This is a genomic window from Streptomyces sp. NBC_00659, from assembly GCF_036226925.1.
GTDB lineage: Bacteria > Actinomycetota > Actinomycetes > Streptomycetales > Streptomycetaceae > Streptomyces.
In genome coordinates, this window is the sequence record NZ_CP109031.1 from 4,109,728 (window position 1) to 4,128,501 (window position 18,774).

An 18,774-nucleotide genomic window follows, 5' to 3' on the forward strand; every position below is an offset into this window, starting at 1 on the left:
AGATCCCACGGAGGAAGTCATGGCTCTTGCCGAACTGGACGTCGTCGTCCTGGACTGTCCCGACCCGCTCGCGCTCGCCGAGTTCTACGCGGGGGTGCTGGGCGGCACCATCACGGAGGAGACCGACTGGGTCGACCTGGAGGTGCCCGGCGGACGGAAGCTGGCGTTCCAGGGGTCACCCGCGTACGTACCGCCGCGCTGGCCCTCGCCCGACGGCTCGCAGCAGTTCCATCTGGACCTGGCCGTCGAGGACCTGGACGTGGCGGAGAAGGGCGTGCTGGCGCTCGGCGCGACGCCGCTGGACACCGAGGACAGGGCGCGTTCGTTCCGGGTGTACGCCGACCCGGCCGGGCACCCGTTCTGCCTCTGCGCCTGCTGAACGCGTCCGACGGCGGCCGGCCGTCCGGGCCGGCGATCCTCGCGGAGGGGGCGGTCGGCGATGCCTGTGGCTCAGCGACCGGTGAGCCGGGGGCGGCGGGCCTTCGGCCGCCCGGCAGCCGCCGGTCACCGAGCCGGCCGGCGGCTGCCGGGAGCCGCCGGCCCTCGGCCACGAACCCGGCCGGCCCTCCGCCCCCGGTGCTCGGCCGGCCCTCGGCGGGCCGGCCCTCAGCAGTCCAGCTGCTCCAGTGTCGCGTTCGACGGTGCCCGGCGGGACCGGAGGTCGCGGGACACGTCCTCCGCCGCGCCCAGCACGCGCACGGCGTTCTGCCAGGTCAGCTTGGTCACGTCGCTGGACGACCAGCCGCGGTCGAGGAGCTCGGCGATCAGGTTCGGATAGCCGGAGACGTCGTCCAGCCCGGCCGGGGTGAACGCCGTGCCGTCGAAGTCGCCGCCGATGCCGACGTGGTCGATTCCGGCGACCTCGCGCATGTGGTCGAGGTGGTCGGCGACCGTCGAGACCGTGGCGATCGGGCGCGGGTTGTCCTCCTCGAAGGCGCGGTGGACCTTCATGCCCTCGGCGGTGGTGTCGAGATGGTGGAAGCCGTTGGCGCGCATGTTCTCGTCGGCGGCCGCCGTCCAGTCGACCGCTTCCTGGAGGACGAACTTCGGCACGAACGTCACCATCGCGACTCCCCCGTTGGCGGGCAGCCGCTCCAGCACGTCGTCCGGGATGTTGCGCGGGTGGTCGCACACGGCGCGGGCCGAGGAGTGGGAGAAGATCACCGGCGCGACGGAGGTGTCGAGCGCGTCGCGCATGGTCGTCGCGGCCACGTGCGACAGGTCCACGAGCATGCCCTCGCGGTTCATCTCCCGTACGACCTCGCGGCCGAAGGACGACAGGCCGCCCACCACGGGAACGTCCGTCGCCGAGTCGGCCCACGCGATGTTGTCGTTGTGGGTGAGGGTCATGTAGCGGACGCCGAGCGCGTACAGCCCGCGCAGGGCGGCGAGGGAGTTGTCGATCGAGTGACCGCCCTCCGCGCCCATGAGGGAGGCGATACGGCCCTCGGCGCGGGCCGACTCCATGTCCGCGGCGGTCAGCGCGGCACGCAGGTCCGCCGGATACCGGTCGATCAGCTGCCGTACGCAGTCGATCTGTTCCAGCGTGGCGGTGAGGGCGCCGGGCAGGTCCGAGCGGACGTACACCGACCAGTACTGGGCGCCGACGCCGCCCGCGCGCAGCCGGGCCAGGTCCGTGTGCAGGTGGGCGCTCTGGTCGGCGGCGATGTCACGGGCGCCGATGTCGTAGCGGACCTGCTCGCGCAGGGCGTAGGGCAGGTCGTTGTGCCCGTCGACGACCGGGAACTCGTCGAGCAGGGCCCGGGCACGGTCGAGCGAGGGCAGCGAGGACTGGGGTGCCTGGGTGGACGAGGACATCCGCGTCACTTCCCGAAGCCGAAGCCGCCGGCGGCGCCCTCGACCTTGGCGCGCAGTCGCTTGCCCTTCTCGGTGGCCTGGTCGTTCAGTTCCTGCTGGAACTCCCGCATCCGGCCGAGGAGCTCCTCGTCGTGGGCGGCGAGCATCCGGGCGGCCAGCAGGCCCGCGTTGCGGGCGCCGCCGACGGAGACGGTCGCCACCGGCACGCCGGCCGGCATCTGCACGATGGAGAGCAGCGAGTCCATGCCGTCGAGGTACTTGAGCGGGACGGGCACACCGATGACGGGCAGCGGGGTGACGGACGCCAGCATCCCCGGCAGATGGGCCGCGCCGCCGGCGCCCGCGATGATCGCCTTGAGCCCGCGCTCCGCGGCCTGCTCGCCGTACGCGATCATCTCGTGCGGCATGCGGTGCGCGGAGACGACATCCACCTCGTAGGGGATCTCGAACTCGTCCAGCGCCTGGGCCGCGGCCTCCATGACCGGCCAGTCGGAGTCCGAACCCATGACGATGCCTACAACGGGGCTCATTCGGTGATCGTGCCTCTCAGGTAGCCGGCAGCGTGACGGGCGCGCTCCAGCACGTCGTCCAGGTCGTCGCCGTAGGTGTTGACGTGGCCGACCTTACGGCCGGGCTTCACGTCCTTGCCGTACATGTGGATCTTCAGCTGCGGGTCGCGGGCCATGCAGTGCAGGTACGCGGAGTACATGTCGGGGTAGTCGCCGCCGAGGACGTTCGCCATGACCGTCCACCGGGCGCGCGGGCGCGGGTCGCCGAGCGGGAGGTCGAGGACCGCGCGGACGTGGTTGGCGAACTGGGAGGTGACCGCGCCGTCCTGGGTCCAGTGGCCCGAGTTGTGCGGGCGCATGGCCAGTTCGTTGACGAGGATGCGTCCGTCGCGGGTCTCGAAGAGCTCGACGGCCAGGTGCCCGACGACACCGAGTTCCTTGGCGATGCGCAGAGCGAGCTCCTGGGCCTCCAGGGCCAGCTCCTCGGCGATGCCGGGCGCCGGGGCGATGACGGTGTCGCAGACGCCGCCGACCTGCTGGGACTCGACGACGGGGTAGGCGACGGCCTGGCCGTGCGGGGAGCGGACGACGTTCGCCGCGAGCTCGCGGGCGAAGTCGACCTTCTCCTCGGCGAGGACGGGAACGCCCGCGCGGAACGGGTCGGCGGCCTCCTCCAGGGAGCGGACGAACCAGACGCCCTTGCCGTCGTAGCCGCCGCGGACGGTCTTCAGGATGACCGGGAAGCCGTCGCCCTCCTGCCCTTCGGCGAGGCCTTCCGCCGCGAACGCGGCCACGTCCGCGACGTCGGTCACGATGCGGTGCCGTGGGCACGGCACACCGATCGCGTCGAGCTTCGCGCGCATCACGCCCTTGTCCTGGGCGTGCACGAGCGCGTCGGGGCCCGGCCGGACGGGGATGCCGTCCGCCTCCAGGGCCCGCAGGTGCTCGGTGGGGACGTGCTCGTGATCGAAGGTGATCACGTCACAGCCCCGCGCGAAGTCACGCAGCGTGTCGAGGTCGCGGTAGTCGCCGACGACCACCTCGCCGACGACCTGCGCCGCGGACTCCTGCGGAGTGTCACTGAGGAGCTTGAACTTGATGCCGAGCGGGATGCCCGCCTCGTGTGTCATACGAGCGAGCTGACCCCCGCCGACCATGCCGACTACCGGGAACGTCACGCTCCAAGAGTATCGGCCGCGCCACAGTGGCCGGTTTCCGCGCCGATTCGCCCGATTTTCCCTTCCGCTGACCGGGACTTTTCTTACCTGTGAGCACATGCACAGGCACCGCGCGGGGGCGCTGGTTAGCATGGGCTGGTTGGCGTATTCCATCGCGCGTTCACCGGCGCGGCACAGACAAGACCCACCGACGGGGGCTGGCGACACCATGGACAGTGCTACATCGGGGCCTCATGCCGGGCCTCGCAGCGCGGTTCGGCGCCGCTTCGACCTGCTCTTCCGTGAGGTCGCCAAGTTCGGCGCGGTGGGCGGTGCGGGGCTGCTCGTCAACCTGCTCATGTTCAACCTCGTCCGCCATCTCACGGACCTGCAGGTCGTGCGGGCCAGTGTCATCGCCACGGTCGTGTCCATCGTCTTCAACTACGTCGGATTCCGCTACTTCACCTACCGGGACCGTGACAAGGGCGGGCGTACCAAGGAGCTGACGCTGTTCCTGCTGTTCAGCCTGGTGGGCCTGGTCATCGAGAACGGTGTGCTGTACGCGGCGACGTACGGCTTCGGCTGGGACACCCCGCTGCAGAGCAACGTCTTCAAGTTCCTCGGCATCGGCGTCGCGACGCTCTTCCGCTTCTGGTCCTACCGCACCTGGGTGTTCCGGGCGCTTCCGGCCCGTGAGGCGGTGGCCAGCGCCGAATCGTTCCTGGACGAGGAGCCCGAGCCCGAGTCGCGCCGTCCGCGGGCCCGCGTGAACTGAGCGGGCCGCTCCCCGCGTGACGGTCCGCTCCCGCCGACCGCGCGTTTCCCGCCCGACCGGTGCGTTCGGCCCTGCCCGGTCCTCTCCCCTGCCTGACCGTGGGCTCGCCGTCCCTACCTGACCGTGCGCTCGTCGTCGTCCTCGGCGAGCCGGGGCGGGCGCTTGTGCGGGGTGCGGGACAGGAACAGGCCGAAGACCGGCGGCTGGGCCTGGAGCATTTCCAGACGGCCCCCGTCGGCCTCCGCGAGGTCGCGGGCGACGGCGAGACCGATGCCGGTGGAGTTGCGGCCGCTGATGGTGCGCTCGAAGATGCGGGCGCCGAGGTCGGTGGGGACGCCGGGGCCCTCGTCGGTGACCTCGATGACGGCCTGGTTACCGGTCACGCGGGTACGCAGGGCGACGGTGCCGCCGCCGTGCATGAGGGAGTTCTCGATCAGTGCCGCGAGGACCTGGGCGACCGCGCCCGGCGTTCCCACCGCCTGGAGATGGCGCTTGCCGGAGCTGACGATCGCCCGGCCGCCGCTGCGGTAGGCCGGGCGCCATTCCTCCAGCTGCTGCTTGATGACCTCGTCGAGGTCGAAGGAGACGGCGGAGCCGGTACGCGGGTCGCGGGCGTTGGTGAGCAGGCGTTCGACCACGTCCGTGAGGCGCTCCACCTGCGTCAGCGCGATCGTCGCCTCCTCCTTCACCGTGTCGGGATCGTCGGTGAGGGTGATCTCCTCCAGCCGCATGGACAGTGCCGTCAGCGGTGTCCGGAGCTGGTGGGAGGCGTCGGCGGCGAGGCGGCGCTCGGCGGTGAGCATGCGGCCGATGCGCTCGGCGCTGCTGTCCAGCACGTCGGCGACCCGGTCGAGTTCGGGGACGCCGTAGCGCTTGTGCCGCGGGCGGGGGTCGCCCGAACCCAGCCGTTCCGCCGTCTCGGCGAGGTCGGTGAGGGGGGAGGCGAGGCGGTTGGCCTGGCGTACGGCGAGCAGGACGGCGGCGATGATCGCGAGCAGGGCGACGGCTCCGATGACCAGGAGCGTGCGGCCGACCTCCTTGGTCACCGAGGAGCGGGGCTCCTGGACGGTGACCGTCTCGCCCGACTCACCCTTGGCGGTGTACTGGATGACGTCGCCGGTGGGCTGCTTGCCGACCTCGATGGGATCGCGGCCCGGAATCCTGATCACGGCGTAGCGCCGGTCGGTGACCTGGTTCTTGAAGGTCGTGCCGGTGATGTTCTCGTCGCCGACGATGCGGCTGTCCACGATGCTGGCCAGGCGCAGCGCCTCGGAGTCCACACGCTCCTGGGCGCTGTTGCTGATCGTGCGGGTCTCGACGATGACGAGGGAGACACCGAACACGGCGATCACCACGAGGACGACGGCGAGGGTGGACTGGATCAGACGGCGACGCACGGGGCCCTCCGGGCAGATGGCTGTACCGGGACCAGTGTGCACGTTCGCCGCTCCGGCCCGAGCACGTCACCGGTCCGGGAGCGCGGGTCCTCCGTCGCCGGCCGGACCGGCCGGGCCTCGGCCCCTTTCGGGACCCGGCCCCCTCCGGAGTCTCCCGTGAGGCCTCAGCTCTTCTCGAAGCGGAAGCCGACGCCTCGTACCGTCGCGATGTAGCGGGGGTTCGCGGCGTCGTCGCCGAGCTTCTTGCGCAGCCAGGAGATGTGCATGTCGAGGGTCTTGGTGGAGGACCACCACGTGGTGTCCCAGACCTCGCGCATGAGCTGGTCGCGGGTGACGACGCGGCCGGCGTCCCGGACGAGGACCCGAAGGAGGTCGAACTCCTTCGCCGTGAGCTGGAGTTCCTCGTCGCCCATCCAGGCGCGGTGCGACTCGACGTCGATGCGTACGCCGTGGGTGGCGGGCGGCTGCTGGGGTTCGGCGGCGCCGCGCCGGAGCAGCGCCCGTACCCGGGCGAGGAGTTCCGCGAGCCGGAACGGCTTGGTGACGTAGTCGTCGGCGCCCGCGTCGAGGCCCACGACGGTGTCCACCTCGTCGGCGCGCGCGGTGAGGATGAGGATGGGCACGGTGTGGCCCTCGGCGCGGAGCCTGCGGGCGACTTCCAGGCCGTCCATGCCGGGCAGTCCGAGGTCCAGGACGACCAGGTCGACACCGCCCTGCATTCCGGCGTCGAGCGCGGTGGGGCCGTCCTCGCGGACTTCGACCTCGTAACCCTCCCGGCGCAGGGCACGGGCCAGCGGCTCCGAGATGGACGCGTCGTCCTCGGCGAGCAGTACACGGGTCATGGGGTGATGGTAGTCCGCCGTGGAGTACGCCCGGGCAGTGATCCGCGTCCGTGATTCACACCCTCCGTCCGGGTGTTTCTTACCTGTGGGTGTGGGATGCGATCCTGGTTGACACCTTCGAAAGGTCGCTCGCGGTTCCATGATTGCCTGTGATCCATATCTCAAGTCCTTCCATATGGGGCATTGTGATGTCGTAAGGTGACCGAACGCCTGTTGCACCACATCGGGACCTTTGGCTCGAACTTGATGCTGAAGGTCTCTTCTGTGTGCGGGCTGGTGACAGCCAGCCTCGAAGGAAAGACCTGTGGCCGGGCCCGGACACGCTGACGCGTGACGGGCGTGGATCCCGGTGGTCGCCGTCCGCCGCTCCGGTACTTCCGGAGCGGACTCCCCGTGGGCGTGGGGACGGACGCCGTGTCCCGCCGGTGCCGGCCGACCCCCATGGGCGCGCAATTCCCCCGAGCTCTCGGTTTCCCCGTGAGCGAGGGGACCCCCCAACAGCGCGTCCCGACCAGCAAGGATCGAAATGGCGTCCAGCCTGACGAAGGACTCGGCGACTCCGGGAATCTCCGGATCCGAGAAGACCTTCTTCGGCCACCCCCGCGGACTGGCCACTCTCTTCATGACCGAGATGTGGGAGCGTTTCTCCTACTACGGGATGAAGGCACTGCTCCCGCTGTACCTGGTGGCACCGGGCGGTCTGCACCTCAGCGCGGCCAGCGCGACCGCGATCTACTCGGTGTACCTCTCCCTGGTGTACCTGCTCGCCCTGCCGGGCGGCTGGTTCGCCGACCGTGTCCTCGGCCCCCGCAAGACGGTCGCCGTCGCGGGTCTGATCATCATGCTGGGCCACCTCACGCTGGCTCTGCCCTCCTCCGGAACCTTCTACGCCGGCCTCGGCCTCGTGGCGGTCGGTTCCGGTCTGCTGAAGGCCAACATCTCCACGATGGTGGGCCACCTCTACGACGGCCCGGACGACCCGCGCCGTGACGGTGGCTTCACCCTGTTCTACGTCGGCATCAACCTCGGCGCCTTCGCCGCTCCGCTGATCATCGGCACCGTCGGCGAGAACGTGAACTGGCACCTGGGCTTCGCCCTCGCCGCGCTCGGCATGGCGCTGGGTCTGATCCAGTACCTGCTCGGCGGCCGTCACCTCAGCGCCCGCTCGCACGAGGTCCCCACGCCTCTGACGGCCGAGGAGAAGTCCTCGACGCTGCGCAAGTCCGCGCTGTGGGCCGCTGTCGCCGTCGTCTTCTACTCGATCGTCGGCTTCTCGGGCCACTACACGCTGAACTGGCTGCTGGTCCCGATCACGATCGCCGGCCTGGTCATCCCGGTCATGGTCATCGGGCGCATCAAGCGCGACAAGTCCCTGGACCGTGCCGACCAGTCGAAGATGTCCGCGTACATCTGGTTCTTCGTGGCCGCGGCCGTCTTCTGGATGATCTACGACCAGGGCGGCTCGACGATGTCGATCTTCGCCGACGAGTCGGCGAAGAACACCATCTTCGGCTGGGAGTTCCCGGTCTCCTGGTACCAGTCGGTCAACCCGGTCATGATCATGGCGCTGGCCCCGGTCTTCGCCTTCGCGTGGCTGTGGCTGAACAAGCGCGGCAAGGAGCCGAGCACGGCGACGAAGTTCGCCTCGGGTCTGATCCTGGTCGGCGCGTCGTTCTTCCTCTTCCTGGCCCCGCTGACGATCGCCGAGGGCGGTCACAAGGCGGCCGCGATGTGGCTGGTGGCGATCTACTTCGTGCAGACCGTCGGTGAACTGCTGCTCTCCCCGGTCGGCCTCTCCGTCACCACGAAGATGGCTCCGGCGAAGTACGCCTCCCAGATGATGGGTGTCTGGTTCCTGGCCGTCACCGCCGGTGACGCCACGACCGGTCTGCTCTCCATCGCCGAGGTCGACCTCAACAAGACGGGCATCGTCGCCCTGGAGGCCACGCTCGCCGTGATCGCCGGTGTCGCGGTGTGGATGTACCGCAAGAAGGTCAAGCAGCTCATGGGCGACGTCCACTGACGTCGGTTCCACAGCACGGCGAGGGGCCGCCGCACCGTTCGGTGCGGCGGCCCCTCGCCGTTTCCGCGGCCGGCCGGCGGCCGGGGCGGGGACCGGGGCCAGTGCCAGTGCCACGGTCAGGGCCGGCGGGTGCCGGTGCCTGTCATCGTGTCCGGCGGCCCGGCATGAAGGTGAAGACCGCGCCGCCCAGCAGGACGACCGTGCCCGCCACCAGTCCGAGCGCCTTGAGGGCGCTGTGGCTGTCGGAGCCCGTCTCCGCCAGGCCCCCGCCGGTGGACGTGCCGGCGGAACCGGAGCCGGACGAGGAGGACCCACCGCCCGAGGCGCCGCTCGCCTGCTCCGAGGTGTCCAAGGTCAGGGAGACCTCGGACTTGGTCGGGGTGCAGGTCGTCGTCGTGCCCAGGGCCATCACCGTCAGCACTCCCGGGGACAGGGTCGAGCTACCGGTCGCGCCCGGTTTGTAGGTGCCCGTCAGATCGGGGATCTCGATCGGGTCTCCGGACTTGATGGGCGCGGAGTTCGTCGGCCCCTCCACATGCACCGTGCCCTTGTCGGCACCGCCCAGGACCACCTCCATCGACGGCTTCACGGAATCCGCGGGGATGTCCGCCGGGCTGTCCATCACCGACGCCTTGAACTTCACGGTGAGGCCGAAACTCCCGCCGTTCTTCTTGGCATTGATCTGGACGGCCGAGGTGGCGTTCTTGTCTCCGATGGGCGTCTTGCACGCGTAGGGGACGGAGACCTCCTTGCCCGTGAAGTCGGTCTGCCCGCCGGAACCGCCGGTGTCGGCGCCCCCGTCGGTCCCGCTGCCGCTGGGCGACGGGGTGGCCGAACCGCTCGGCGACGTCGAGGTCGGAGTGGGCGTCGGGGTGGGAGTCGGCGTCGGGGTCGGCGTGCCGCCCGAACCGCCACCGCTCGTCACCTTGATGGTCGCCGAGGGGCTCACCGCCTCCTTGGGCGTGCACTTGGTGTCGGTGGAGATCGGCTTGCTGACATTGATGTTGTACGCGTCCGGGGTGAGCGTGACATCGCCCGCCGCCGTCAGTTTCAGCCTGCCCGTCATGTCGGACAGCTTCATGTCGCTGTTCTTGGGGATCGCGGGGTTCGTGCGCGGCCCCTCCATCGCGATGTCGGCCGTCTGCGCGCCGCCCGCCTTCAGCGTCCCAGTGGGCTTGACGGTGTTCGCGTCGAGGTCGAGGACGTCGGGGTTCTTCGAGGCGGCCTGGACGAACTTCCAGGTGATGGTGACCTCGTCGCCCACCTTCGCCTCGGCGGGCGCGGTGATCTCGACCTTCGTGGTGCCCTGCACAGCGGGCAGCCCGGAGATCGCGGGCGGAATGCACTCCGTGCTGTACGACACCTCGGCGGCCTGCGCGGGAACGGCGGCCACCCCCAGCAGGATGCCCGCACCGCCGAGCATCAGCGCGACCCCGGCCGCGCCCGCTCTGCGGCCTTGGGCCGGTACCACTCTCCGTTGCCTGCTCACGTGTGCCCCTTTCTCGTCTGCGTCGTCGGACCGTTCTCTTGCGGTGCGGAGAGCTGACCGTTCGCCCCGGTCCCCGGATCGTTGTCCGCGGTGAACCAGGGCAGGACCGGAACCGGGGAGGCCGAGTCGTCCGCCGGTGTCCGGGGGGCGGCGTTCACCCAGGGCATGCGCAGGGTGAGCTCGGCCGGCCTCAGCCCCCGGTGCCGGCCCGCACGCCCGGCCGACCTGCGGGGGCGCACCCGGTCCACCACGGCCATGCCGGCACGGAACACCGCGGCCGGGACGACCACGCAGAGCAGGATCCAGAAGACGGTGACGCCCCAGGGTCGGCCCACGCCCCAGGGCTGCTCGGCGAGCACCTTCCCGCCGTACCTCAGCGAGACCGTGTAGTCGCCGTGCGCCCCGGCCGACAGTTCGATGGGGAGTCTGATCTGCGCCTTGCGGCCGGGCGCGATGGTGCCGCGCCACTGCTGTTCCTCCCACCGCGGGGCGAACACCCCGTGGGAGGTGCCGACCTGGAAGACCGGGTCCTTCACGGGGCCGGTGCCGACGTTGCCGACGGTGAGGACGAGGGTGCGCGAGGGAGGTGAGCCGAACCAGGTCAGCAGACCGCTCGAACCGTCGAGCCGGGGGTCGGTCAGTACCGCGATCCGGCCGCCGCCCTCCTCCTTCGGCAGCGGCTCGACCGCGTGGCCGGCCACCATGAAGATGGCGTCGGCCTCGGCCTTCTCCCCGGTGACGGTGGCGACATGCACCACGCAGGGGCAGGGCTTGGGCGGTTCGGCGACCGGCAGTTTCTTGCTGAAGCCGCCCTTGGCGTCGGTGGTGACGGCCCGTCCGTCGGCGTTGGCGCAGGAGTTGGTGCCGCCGATCACCCCGCGCGCGGGCACGGACTGCCCGCAGATCAGCATCATCAGCAGCGTCCCGGGCCGCCATCCGCTGCCGGTCACGGTGATCGAACCACCGCTTCCCGCCTCGGACTTGGACAGCGTGACGCTCGGCTTGCCGGCGGCGGACACCGGCAGCGCCGAGGCCGCCACCGCCGACGGGACCAGGACGAGCGCCAGCACCGCCCCCAGGACCGCCGTCCGTATCCTGCCGCCCAGGACCTTCACGACACCGCTCCCGTCAACTCGACCTCCGTGCCGCTCTGTTCACCGGCCCCGCCGTCCCGCGCCCGGCGCCCGGGACGCCCGCGCACCCCGGCCCGCCTGCGGTGCCGTACGGCGGCCAAGGCACCCAGGAGCGCCACCAGGGCGGCTCCCGCCCCGGCCAGGGGCCCCCACGGCACGAACCGGACCGAAGCGGTGGCCGTCGAGCGCACACCGCCCGCCGCCGTCACCGTCAGCCGCACGTCCGCCGCGTCGAGCGAGGGCGGGCCGGTCCACGGCTCGTGGAGCGTGACGCGGCGGCCGGGCAGGAGCTCGACGGGCAGGGCGCGCGGGCCCCGGTCGAGCAGGGTGCCGAAGACCCCGTCGGCGTGCACGGCCAGCCGCGGGGCGAGGACCGTGGTGCCGCGGTTGACCAGCTCGTAGGAGATCCGTCCGCCGCCCACCCTGACGTGCTCGACGCTCAGCGCCGACAACGCCGGTCCCGCCACCCGGAGCTGGACCCGGACCGCCGAGGTGCGGCCGCCGCCGCTCGCGACGATCGCGCCGGGACGGTCACCGGGCGCCGCCCCGGCCGGGACGCCGATGGTGAACGGCACGTCGGCACGGGTGCGCGCCGGCACCCGTACGGACAGCTCCCGCACCGCGGTCCTGCGGCCGTCAGCGTGTCCGGCGAAGGCGATCCACGCGCCCGCGTCCGCCGGCCGTTCACGGACCGTGAAGCCTCCGTCGGCGGTGTTGTCCGCGTCGGCGCCGCGCAGCCGGACGGTGAGGGGCCGCGTACCCGGGTTGAGCACGGACACCGCGTCCTGAAGGACCGTGCCGGGCGCGCCCTCCGCGTAGACGGAGGGCCGCCCGCCGGCCGTGCCGCCCCCGGCCGGGACGACGGACCAGCCCTCGGCGGCCAGGGCCGTCGGTGCCGCGCTCAGCAGCACCAGGGTCAGGCCCAGCACGTGGGCGGCGGGGAGTGCGTACGGCATGCGGCGGCTCCAGGTCGTGGTGCGGGGCGGTCAGCGGCGTACCGCCTGATGCCTGCGCGTCAGCCACAGCACGCCTGCCGCGCCGGCGAGCAGGACCGTTCCGCCGAGGGTGCCGAGAGCGATCACGGAGTCCTCGGGGCCGGTCTGCGGGAGGGATTCGCCGGAGCCGGAGCCGGAGCCGCTCTGGGACCCGCTGGAACCGGAGCCGGAGGAGCCCGAGGTCGAGGAGCCGGAACCGCCGGCCGCCGTGACGTCGAGGGTCAGCGAGGGCCCCGGGTTGTTCGAGGGCGTGCAGGTGGTCGTGGTGCCGAGGGCCTTGATGGTGAGGACGCCCGCGGTGAAGGTGACCTTGCCGGACTTCTTCGGCGTGTAGGTTCCGCTCAAGTCATTGATCTTGATGGGGGTGTTGGCGGGGATGGCGGCCGCGTTGGCCGCGCCGCTGACCGCCACCGTGCCGCTGTCCGCGCCGCCCACCTTGATGACGGCGCTCGGCGTCATCGCGCCCTTGCCGAGTTCGACCGGGCTGGAGGAGACGCCCTTCTGCCAGGACATGGTGAGCTTGTAGGCGCTGCCGCTCTTGACGCTCTTGATGTCGATGGGCGAGACGGCGCTCTTGTCGCCGATCGGCGTCTTGCACTGGTAGTTGACGTCCACCACGGCGGCCTGGGCTGCGGGGGCGGCCGTCAGCACCGCCGAGCCGGCCAGGGCCGCGGCGAACGCGAGCGCGGCGGTTCGTTTCTGGTACGTCCGGTACGACACGGGCCTGCCCCTCATTCCTGACGGCGTCCTTGGCGATTTCCTGACGGAACATCAGATCGGCCGTCAAGGTACGCCCGGGGACTTGTGGAGGGAAGACAAAGTGCGCGCCGGATCCGTGGGGATCCGGCGCGCATCGGGTGCCGCACGAAGGGAGGTTCGAACCGTGGGTAACCAAGAACGGGTAACCGGCGGGCGGTTCACGGCCGGACCGGGCCGCCGACGAGCGCCGGGCCGGTGCACCGGGCCACCGGACACGGGCGGCCGGGTGGATGAACGAGGCCACCGGACGCGGGCGGACCGATGAACCAGGCCGCCGCCGGACGCGGGTGGCCGGACGGATGGGCTACGCGGGGGCGCCCAGTTCCGCCCATACCGTCTTGCCCGCGACTCCGGGCGTCCGTACGACGCCCCAGTCCAGGCAGAGCCGCTGCACGATGAACATGCCGTGGCCGCCGGGGCGCCCGGCGCGGTGCGGGGTGCGCGGGGTGGGCTGGCCCGCCCCGCGGTCGGAGACCTCGATGCGCAGCACCTTGTTGTCGCAGGAGATCCGGAGTTCGTCCGGGCCCTCGGCGTGCAGACAGGCGTTCGTGACCAGCTCGGAGACGACCAGCAGGACATCCTCGGCAGCGGCCCGCCGGTCGGCGCTCGCCGCGGGCAGCCAGCCCCACGCGTACAGCGCCTGCCGGGCGAAGTCGCGGGCGAGCGGCACGACACCGCTCTCGCCGTCGAGGCTCAGCCTGCGGGCTTGGCGCCCGACGGGCACGGGGGCCGCGCCGACCGGGGCCGCGCTGTCGACGGACGTCGCGCCGTCCACGGGCGCCGCGCTCCGCGCGGACACCGCGGAAGCGCCGCCGTCGCCCGACTCCGGGCCGCGGTCGCCCGGCGAGCAGGGCCGGGTGGTGCTCATCAGCGCTTCACCTCACCGATTCACCGGTTCACGATTCAAGACTCAGTACGCAGTACTCAGTACGGATGGATCAACGGCTTTCACCGCTTGTGGATCAACAAATTGCGCCGCACCGGCCGCCGACCCCTGGACCGCCGACGCATCCAGGATGTCTCCTGCCCGACGGAACCGTCCGAACACCCACTTATTCGGCACGGAACCTGTGACGCGAGTAACGCGCCGATCACGCAGGGGCCTCCGGGACGAGGACGGCGCCATGACAGAGGCCCCGCAGCTCAGCCGGACAGCGCCGCTTCGAGCGTGTCGTGGACGGTGAAGACCGCCTCCGCCCCCGTGATCTCGAAGACCCGCGCCACCACCGGCTGCATCGCGGCCAGATGGACCCCGCCGCCCGCGGCCTCGGCCTTCAGCCGGGCACCGAGCAGCACGTTGAGCCCGGTGGAATCACAGAACTCCAGCCGGGAGCAGTCGATGACCAGTCGCGCGTACCCCTTTTCGAGGCACCCTTCGAGTGGCTCACGCAACAGATCGGCCGTGTGGTGATCGAGCTCACCCGCGGGAGTCACGACGGCACTCGTGCCCTCTTCCCGCACCTCGACAAGAAGCCGGCCAGACTGAGCGCTGCCGACCGTCCCACGGTCCATGCCGTCTCTCTCCCGAGTGTCGCGACTACTGACGTACGCACTCGAACACTACGCCTTCTCCACGTCACCCGACACCCGAACAACCCCATGAAAATGGACATTTCACCGCATACGATACTTGCGGTGAGTTCGGCAAACCGGGTAGGGCTAGTAGAGACACCTATCCGACCCCGGCCGGCTTTGGAGGCGCCGCACACCGCAGTGCACGTATCGGCATCGGCGGCCATATGCCGAGAACGATGGAGGCCACATGTCACCCCGGCTCGACGCATCGCAGAACCTGACGGCGACGTCGACACCTTCTCCGGAATCCCCGGAGCACGTCGACGGAACCGGAACCGACGGAGTCGACGCACTCACCGGACTCACCGGACTTCCGGAGATCCCCCCGTACGACGAGGTGGGGCCGGTGGACGCGCGGGCTCTGTCCAAGACGCTCTTCGCGCGGCTGGAGTCCCTCGAAGAGGGCACGCACGACTACGCGTACGTCCGCAACACACTCGTCGAACTCAACCTCGCGCTGGTGAAGTTCGCCGCCTCCCGCTTCCGCTCCCGCAGCGAGCCGATGGAGGACATCATCCAGGTCGGCACCATCGGCCTCATCAAGGCGATCGACCGGTTCGAGCTGAGCCGCGGTGTCGAGTTCCCCACCTTCGCGATGCCGACGATCATCGGCGAGATCAAGCGCTTCTTCCGCGACACCTCCTGGTCGGTGCGGGTACCCCGCAGGCTCCAGGAACTCCGGCTCGACCTGGCCAAGGCCGGCGACGAACTGGCCCAGCGCCTCGACCGCGCGCCGACCGTGGACGAGCTCGCGGAACGGCTCGGCATCAGCCGCGACGAGGTCGTCGAAGGCATGGCCGCGTCGAACGCCTACACGGCCAGTTCGCTGGACGCCCAGCCCGAGGAGGACGACTCCGAGGGCGCGCTCGCGGACCGCATCGGCTACGAGGACAACGGACTCGAGGGCATCGAGTACGTGGAGTCCCTCAAGCCGCTGATCGCGGAACTCCCGCAGCGTGACCGGCAGATCCTCTCCCTGCGGTTCGTGGCGAACATGACCCAGTCCGAGATCGGCGACGAACTCGGCATCTCCCAGATGCATGTCTCCCGGCTGCTGTCGCGCACCCTCGTGCGGCTCCGCAAGGGCTTGACCGTCGAGGAGTGACAGGACTTCGCGGCCCACGGCGGCCGCGCATCGGAGCGGTCCGGCGCCGAAAGCGCCGGACCGCTCCGTCTTTCCGGCCGCCCGCCCGGCTTCCCCACTGTCCGCCCGGCCCGCCCGCGGAACTCCGACCCGGTCTCCGTCAGGGCCGCTCGCCCCGGACCTGGGGGAACTTCTGCGCAGCACAGACAACTTGCCTGTCGCGCGGGGAGGTTGAGAGCGCTCCCATGGAATCGTTGTTCAACAACTCTTTTCCCGGAGGGCCGATCCCGTCACTATGGGCATCCCAAACTGGCCGGTACGTCAGGACGGGACGAGCACGCACCAGGTGCGGGGAGGCGGACGAACATGGCGCAGGGCGACCCGCCCGGCAGAGACACCGCGGCCGGGAGCGACGGACTGCCCGCGGACGCGTCCGACGCGCGGCTGACCGAGCTGCTGCGCGCCGGGACCTCGACCGCGTACGCGGCCCTCCAGGAACTCCGCGCACGCCACCGCGCCTCGGTCCTCGCCTACGCCCGGCTGTGCACCACCGGCGACTCCGGGGCCGGCCAGCTCGCCGCGCAGACCTTCACCCTCGCGGCCCGCGAGACGGCACGCGGCATCGACCCGAACGTCCCCTGGCGGCACCAACTCCTGCTGCTCACCGGGCGGGTGGCGGCGGCCTCGTGGGCCCGGGACCAGCGGGCCGCGGGCCTCGACCCCGGCCTGCTCCTCGTCCTCAGCACGGCGGGCCCCGGCGGCCCCGTCCCGTCGCTGCTCCCGGCCTTCCAGTCCCTCCCGTCCCGCGCCCAGGGGCTCATCTGGTACGCGGTCGTGGAGCGCGAACCGGCGGAACGGACGGCGGTCATGCTCGGCGTCACGGCCGAGGACGTCACGTACGGCACCGCCCAGGCACTCCAGTCCCTGGGCCAGGCCTGTCTGAAGTACCGGCTGGCCGCCTCGGACGATCCGCGCTGCGGAGACTTCCGCCGGCTGATCGAGGAGTCGGTGCGGCCCGACAACCCGCGCTCCAGCACCGACCTGCACACCCACATGGCGCGCTGCGCGCACTGCTCGGCCGCGTACGAGGAACTGACCGCCCTGCGCGACCATCCGCGCTCCGCCCTGGCCGAGGGCCTGCTGCCGTGGGCGGGTACGGCGTACGTCACGAACGCCGAGCCGACGGGGGCAGCCACGCCCGGGCCTCCCGCCGCCCCGCGGACGTCGGTGCTTCCCTGGCCGCCGTCCCGCCGGGTCGTCCTGACCTCGGCGGCGGCGCTCGGCGTGGCCCTGGCGCCGGTCCTCTTCCTGCTGCTGTCCTCGGGCGGCACGCCGTCCGCGGACGCGGCGGGCTCGGTCGCCACGCCCTCGGGCCCGCCCGCGGTGACCATCACGGCGACGGTCCCGGTCACCCCGTCGGCCCCCACGGCGTCGGCCTCGCCGTCGCCGTCGGCGACGTCGGCGTCGCCCTCCCCGTCCCGTACCTCGGCGCCGCCGAGGTCACCGAGCCCGAAGCCGAGCCCGACCGCTGTCTTCCGCCCGCCCGACGGCTCCTACGCCCAGGTGGTGAACGTCGCCTCCGGGCTGTGCCTGGACATCCGCGACGGCGACCTGGAGAAGGGCACGGACGTCGTCACCGCGCCCTGCTCCCCGTCCTCCACCCAGCGCTGGCGCGTCGACACCGGCAGCGGTTCCCTCCGGCCGGCCGCCGACGACGACTTCTGCCTGGACAGCCGCGGCTCGGTCGACAAGGGCGTGGGCATCTGGGAGTGCTCCTCGCTCGACGGCGACCACGGCGACCACCTCCGCTTCACCGTCGACGGGGACGGTGTGATCCGCCCTGCCGTGGCCATCGAGACGGCGATGACACCGGACGGCGACGGCGGGCTGACCCTGGTGCCGCTGAACGGGGGCACGGGCCAGCGCTGGCGCGCGGGCACCACCTGACGGTTCCCCTTCGTCCCGGCCCCGGCCCCGTCTCCGTCCGCGTACGCCGGCCGGCGTCGGCCCGCCTCCGTCGGCGCGCTCAGACCTCGCGGACGCCGCGCCGCCAGACGCCGGTGACCAGTGGGACACCCGGACGGTAGGCGAGGTGGACGTGGCTGGGGGCGTCCAGCAGGGTGAGGTCCGCGTAGGCGCCCGGCGCGATCCGGCCCACGTCGTCCCGGCGCAGGGCCTTCGCGCCCCCCGCGGTCGCCGACCACACGGCCTCGTCCGGGGTCATCCGCATGTCCCGTACCGCGAGCGCGATGCAGAAGGGCACGGACGACGTGAAGGACGAGCCCGGGTTGCAGTCGGTGGACAGCGCGACCGTGACACCCGCGTCGATCAGCCTGCGGGCGTTCGGCCACTCGGCGCGGGTGGAGAACTCGGCGCCCGGGAGCAGGGTCGCCACGGTGCCGCCGCTCGCGAGGGCGTCGACGTCCGCGTCGGTCAGGTGCGTGCAGTGGTCGGCGCTCGCCGCGTCCAGCTCGACGGCGAGCTGGACACCGGGGCCGTACGAGAGCTGGTTGGCGTGCACGCGCGGGTGCAGGCCCTTCGCCTTGCCCGCCGTGAGGATCGCCCGCGCCTGGTCACCGTCGAAGGCGCCCTTCTCGCAGAAGACGTCCACCCAGCGGGCGTACGGGGCACAGGCGTCGAGCATCTCGCCGGTCACCAGGGCGACGTAGCCGGCCGGGTCGTCGGCGTAGTCCGGCGAGACGATGTGCGCGCCCAGGTAGGTGACCTCGTCGGTGTGCGAGGCGGCGATGCGCAGCGCGCGGGCCTCGTCCCGGACGGTCAGGCCGTAGCCCGACTTGGTCTCGAAGGTCGTGGTGCCCTGGCGGAGGGCTTCGCGCAGGTAGCGGGTGAGGTTGCGCTCCAGTTCCTCGTCGGAGGCGGCGCGGGTGGCGGCGACGGTGGTGCGGATGCCGCCCGCGCTGTACCCCCGGCCGGACATGCGGGCGTTGAACTCCTGGGTGCGGTCGCCGGCGAAGACCAGGTGCGAGTGGGAGTCGACGAAGCCCGGGATCACCGCGCGGCCGCCGGCGTCGACCCGGTTGTCAGTGGCGGGTGCTTTGCTTGATTCACCGGTCCACGCGACGCGGTCGCCGTCGATGACGACGGCCGCGTCCTGGATCAGACCGAGAGGGGAACCGTCGCCGAGGGAGGGATCGTTGGTGACCAGACCGGCGATGTTGGTGATGACGGTCGTGCTGCTCATGGCGTCCTCAGGGGTG

The 18,774-nt window shown here is 71.5% G+C and carries 17 protein-coding genes; 5 read left to right on the top strand and 12 right to left on the bottom strand.

Annotated elements, in window-relative coordinates; all coding sequences use genetic code 11:
• Positions 1-19: 19 nt before the first annotated feature.
• Complete coding sequence (locus OG410_RS17675) at positions 20-379, top strand: VOC family protein (protein ID WP_328669481.1); 360 nt, start codon at positions 20-22, stop codon at positions 377-379.
• A 227-nt stretch (positions 380-606) separates the two neighbouring features.
• Here OG410_RS17675 and OG410_RS17680 read toward each other — a convergent pair whose 3' ends face one another.
• The 3 genes from OG410_RS17680 to OG410_RS17690 are packed head-to-tail and all read right to left on the bottom strand — an operon-like array spanning position 607 to position 3,505.
• Positions 607-1,818 carry a dipeptidase gene (locus OG410_RS17680; protein ID WP_443063765.1) on the bottom strand — a complete coding sequence of 404 codons (1,212 nt, stop codon included), beginning with the start codon at positions 1,816-1,818 and terminating at the stop codon, positions 607-609.
• Between the two features lie 5 nt (positions 1,819-1,823).
• Positions 1,824-2,348 (bottom strand): 5-(carboxyamino)imidazole ribonucleotide mutase, encoded by a 525-nt coding sequence (purE, locus tag OG410_RS17685; RefSeq protein ID WP_151471261.1) that lies wholly within the window; start codon positions 2,346-2,348, stop codon positions 1,824-1,826.
• On the bottom strand, positions 2,345-3,505 hold the full coding sequence (locus OG410_RS17690; protein WP_326787361.1) for a 5-(carboxyamino)imidazole ribonucleotide synthase: 1,161 nt from the start codon (positions 3,503-3,505) through the stop codon (positions 2,345-2,347). The genes purE and OG410_RS17690 overlap by 4 nt, the downstream gene beginning before the upstream one ends.
• 208 nt (positions 3,506-3,713) lie before the next feature.
• On the opposite strand from OG410_RS17690, the gene OG410_RS17695 reads away from it, so the two are divergent.
• Positions 3,714-4,259, top strand: a complete 546-nt coding sequence (locus OG410_RS17695) for a GtrA family protein (protein ID WP_329300056.1) — start codon at positions 3,714-3,716, stop codon at positions 4,257-4,259.
• 113 nt (positions 4,260-4,372) lie between these two features.
• Here the strand turns inward: OG410_RS17695 and OG410_RS17700 are convergent, their stop codons facing one another.
• Positions 4,373-5,656 (bottom strand): ATP-binding protein, encoded by a 1,284-nt coding sequence (locus tag OG410_RS17700; protein ID WP_329300057.1) that lies wholly within the window; start codon positions 5,654-5,656, stop codon positions 4,373-4,375.
• Between the two features lie 164 nt (positions 5,657-5,820).
• Positions 5,821-6,498 (bottom strand): response regulator transcription factor, encoded by a 678-nt coding sequence (locus OG410_RS17705; RefSeq protein ID WP_018566970.1) that lies wholly within the window; start codon positions 6,496-6,498, stop codon positions 5,821-5,823.
• 526 nt (positions 6,499-7,024) lie between these two features.
• Here OG410_RS17705 and OG410_RS17710 point away from each other — a divergent pair.
• Positions 7,025-8,521 carry an oligopeptide:H+ symporter gene (locus OG410_RS17710; protein WP_329300058.1) on the top strand — a complete coding sequence of 499 codons (1,497 nt, stop codon included), beginning with the start codon at positions 7,025-7,027 and terminating at the stop codon, positions 8,519-8,521.
• Positions 8,522-8,663: 142 nt separating this feature from the next.
• Here the strand turns inward: OG410_RS17710 and OG410_RS17715 are convergent, their stop codons facing one another.
• The 6 genes from OG410_RS17715 to OG410_RS17740 all read right to left on the bottom strand — a co-directional run bounded on the left by OG410_RS17715 (position 8,664) and on the right by OG410_RS17740 (position 14,409).
• The gene (locus OG410_RS17715; RefSeq protein WP_329304153.1) at positions 8,664-9,944 is read right to left on the bottom strand and encodes a hypothetical protein; all 1,281 of its coding nucleotides are present in this window, start codon (positions 9,942-9,944) and stop codon (positions 8,664-8,666) included.
• Positions 9,945-10,006: 62 nt separating this feature from the next.
• Entirely contained in the window at positions 10,007-11,116 is a 1,110-nt protein-coding gene (locus OG410_RS17720; protein ID WP_329304154.1) for a hypothetical protein, read from the bottom strand.
• Positions 11,117-11,121: 5 nt separating this feature from the next.
• The gene (locus OG410_RS17725) at positions 11,122-12,099 is read right to left on the bottom strand and encodes a COG1470 family protein (RefSeq protein ID WP_329300059.1); all 978 of its coding nucleotides are present in this window, start codon (positions 12,097-12,099) and stop codon (positions 11,122-11,124) included.
• Positions 12,100-12,129: 30 nt separating this feature from the next.
• Entirely contained in the window at positions 12,130-12,873 is a 744-nt protein-coding gene (locus tag OG410_RS17730; RefSeq protein WP_329300060.1) for an LPXTG cell wall anchor domain-containing protein, read from the bottom strand.
• A 328-nt stretch (positions 12,874-13,201) separates the two neighbouring features.
• Positions 13,202-13,765 carry an ATP-binding protein gene (locus tag OG410_RS17735; RefSeq protein WP_329300061.1) on the bottom strand — a complete coding sequence of 188 codons (564 nt, stop codon included), beginning with the start codon at positions 13,763-13,765 and terminating at the stop codon, positions 13,202-13,204.
• 275 nt (positions 13,766-14,040) lie between these two features.
• Positions 14,041-14,409, bottom strand: a complete 369-nt coding sequence (locus tag OG410_RS17740; RefSeq protein ID WP_326787354.1) for an STAS domain-containing protein — start codon at positions 14,407-14,409, stop codon at positions 14,041-14,043.
• 250 nt (positions 14,410-14,659) lie between these two features.
• Here OG410_RS17740 and OG410_RS17745 point away from each other — a divergent pair, with 250 nt between their 5' ends.
• Together OG410_RS17745 and OG410_RS17750 are read left to right on the top strand one after the other, a co-directional pair.
• The gene (locus OG410_RS17745; protein ID WP_328669488.1) at positions 14,660-15,577 is read left to right on the top strand and encodes an RNA polymerase sigma factor SigF; all 918 of its coding nucleotides are present in this window, start codon (positions 14,660-14,662) and stop codon (positions 15,575-15,577) included.
• Positions 15,578-15,922: 345 nt separating this feature from the next.
• Positions 15,923-17,503, top strand: a complete 1,581-nt coding sequence (locus tag OG410_RS17750; protein WP_329300062.1) for an RICIN domain-containing protein — start codon at positions 15,923-15,925, stop codon at positions 17,501-17,503.
• A gap of 79 nt (positions 17,504-17,582) precedes the next feature.
• Here OG410_RS17750 and hutI read toward each other — a convergent pair whose 3' ends face one another.
• A complete protein-coding gene (gene hutI, locus OG410_RS17755) occupies positions 17,583-18,758 on the bottom strand; it encodes an imidazolonepropionase (RefSeq protein WP_329300063.1) in 1,176 nt (391 codons plus the stop codon).
• Between the last annotated feature and the right edge of the window lie 16 nt (positions 18,759-18,774).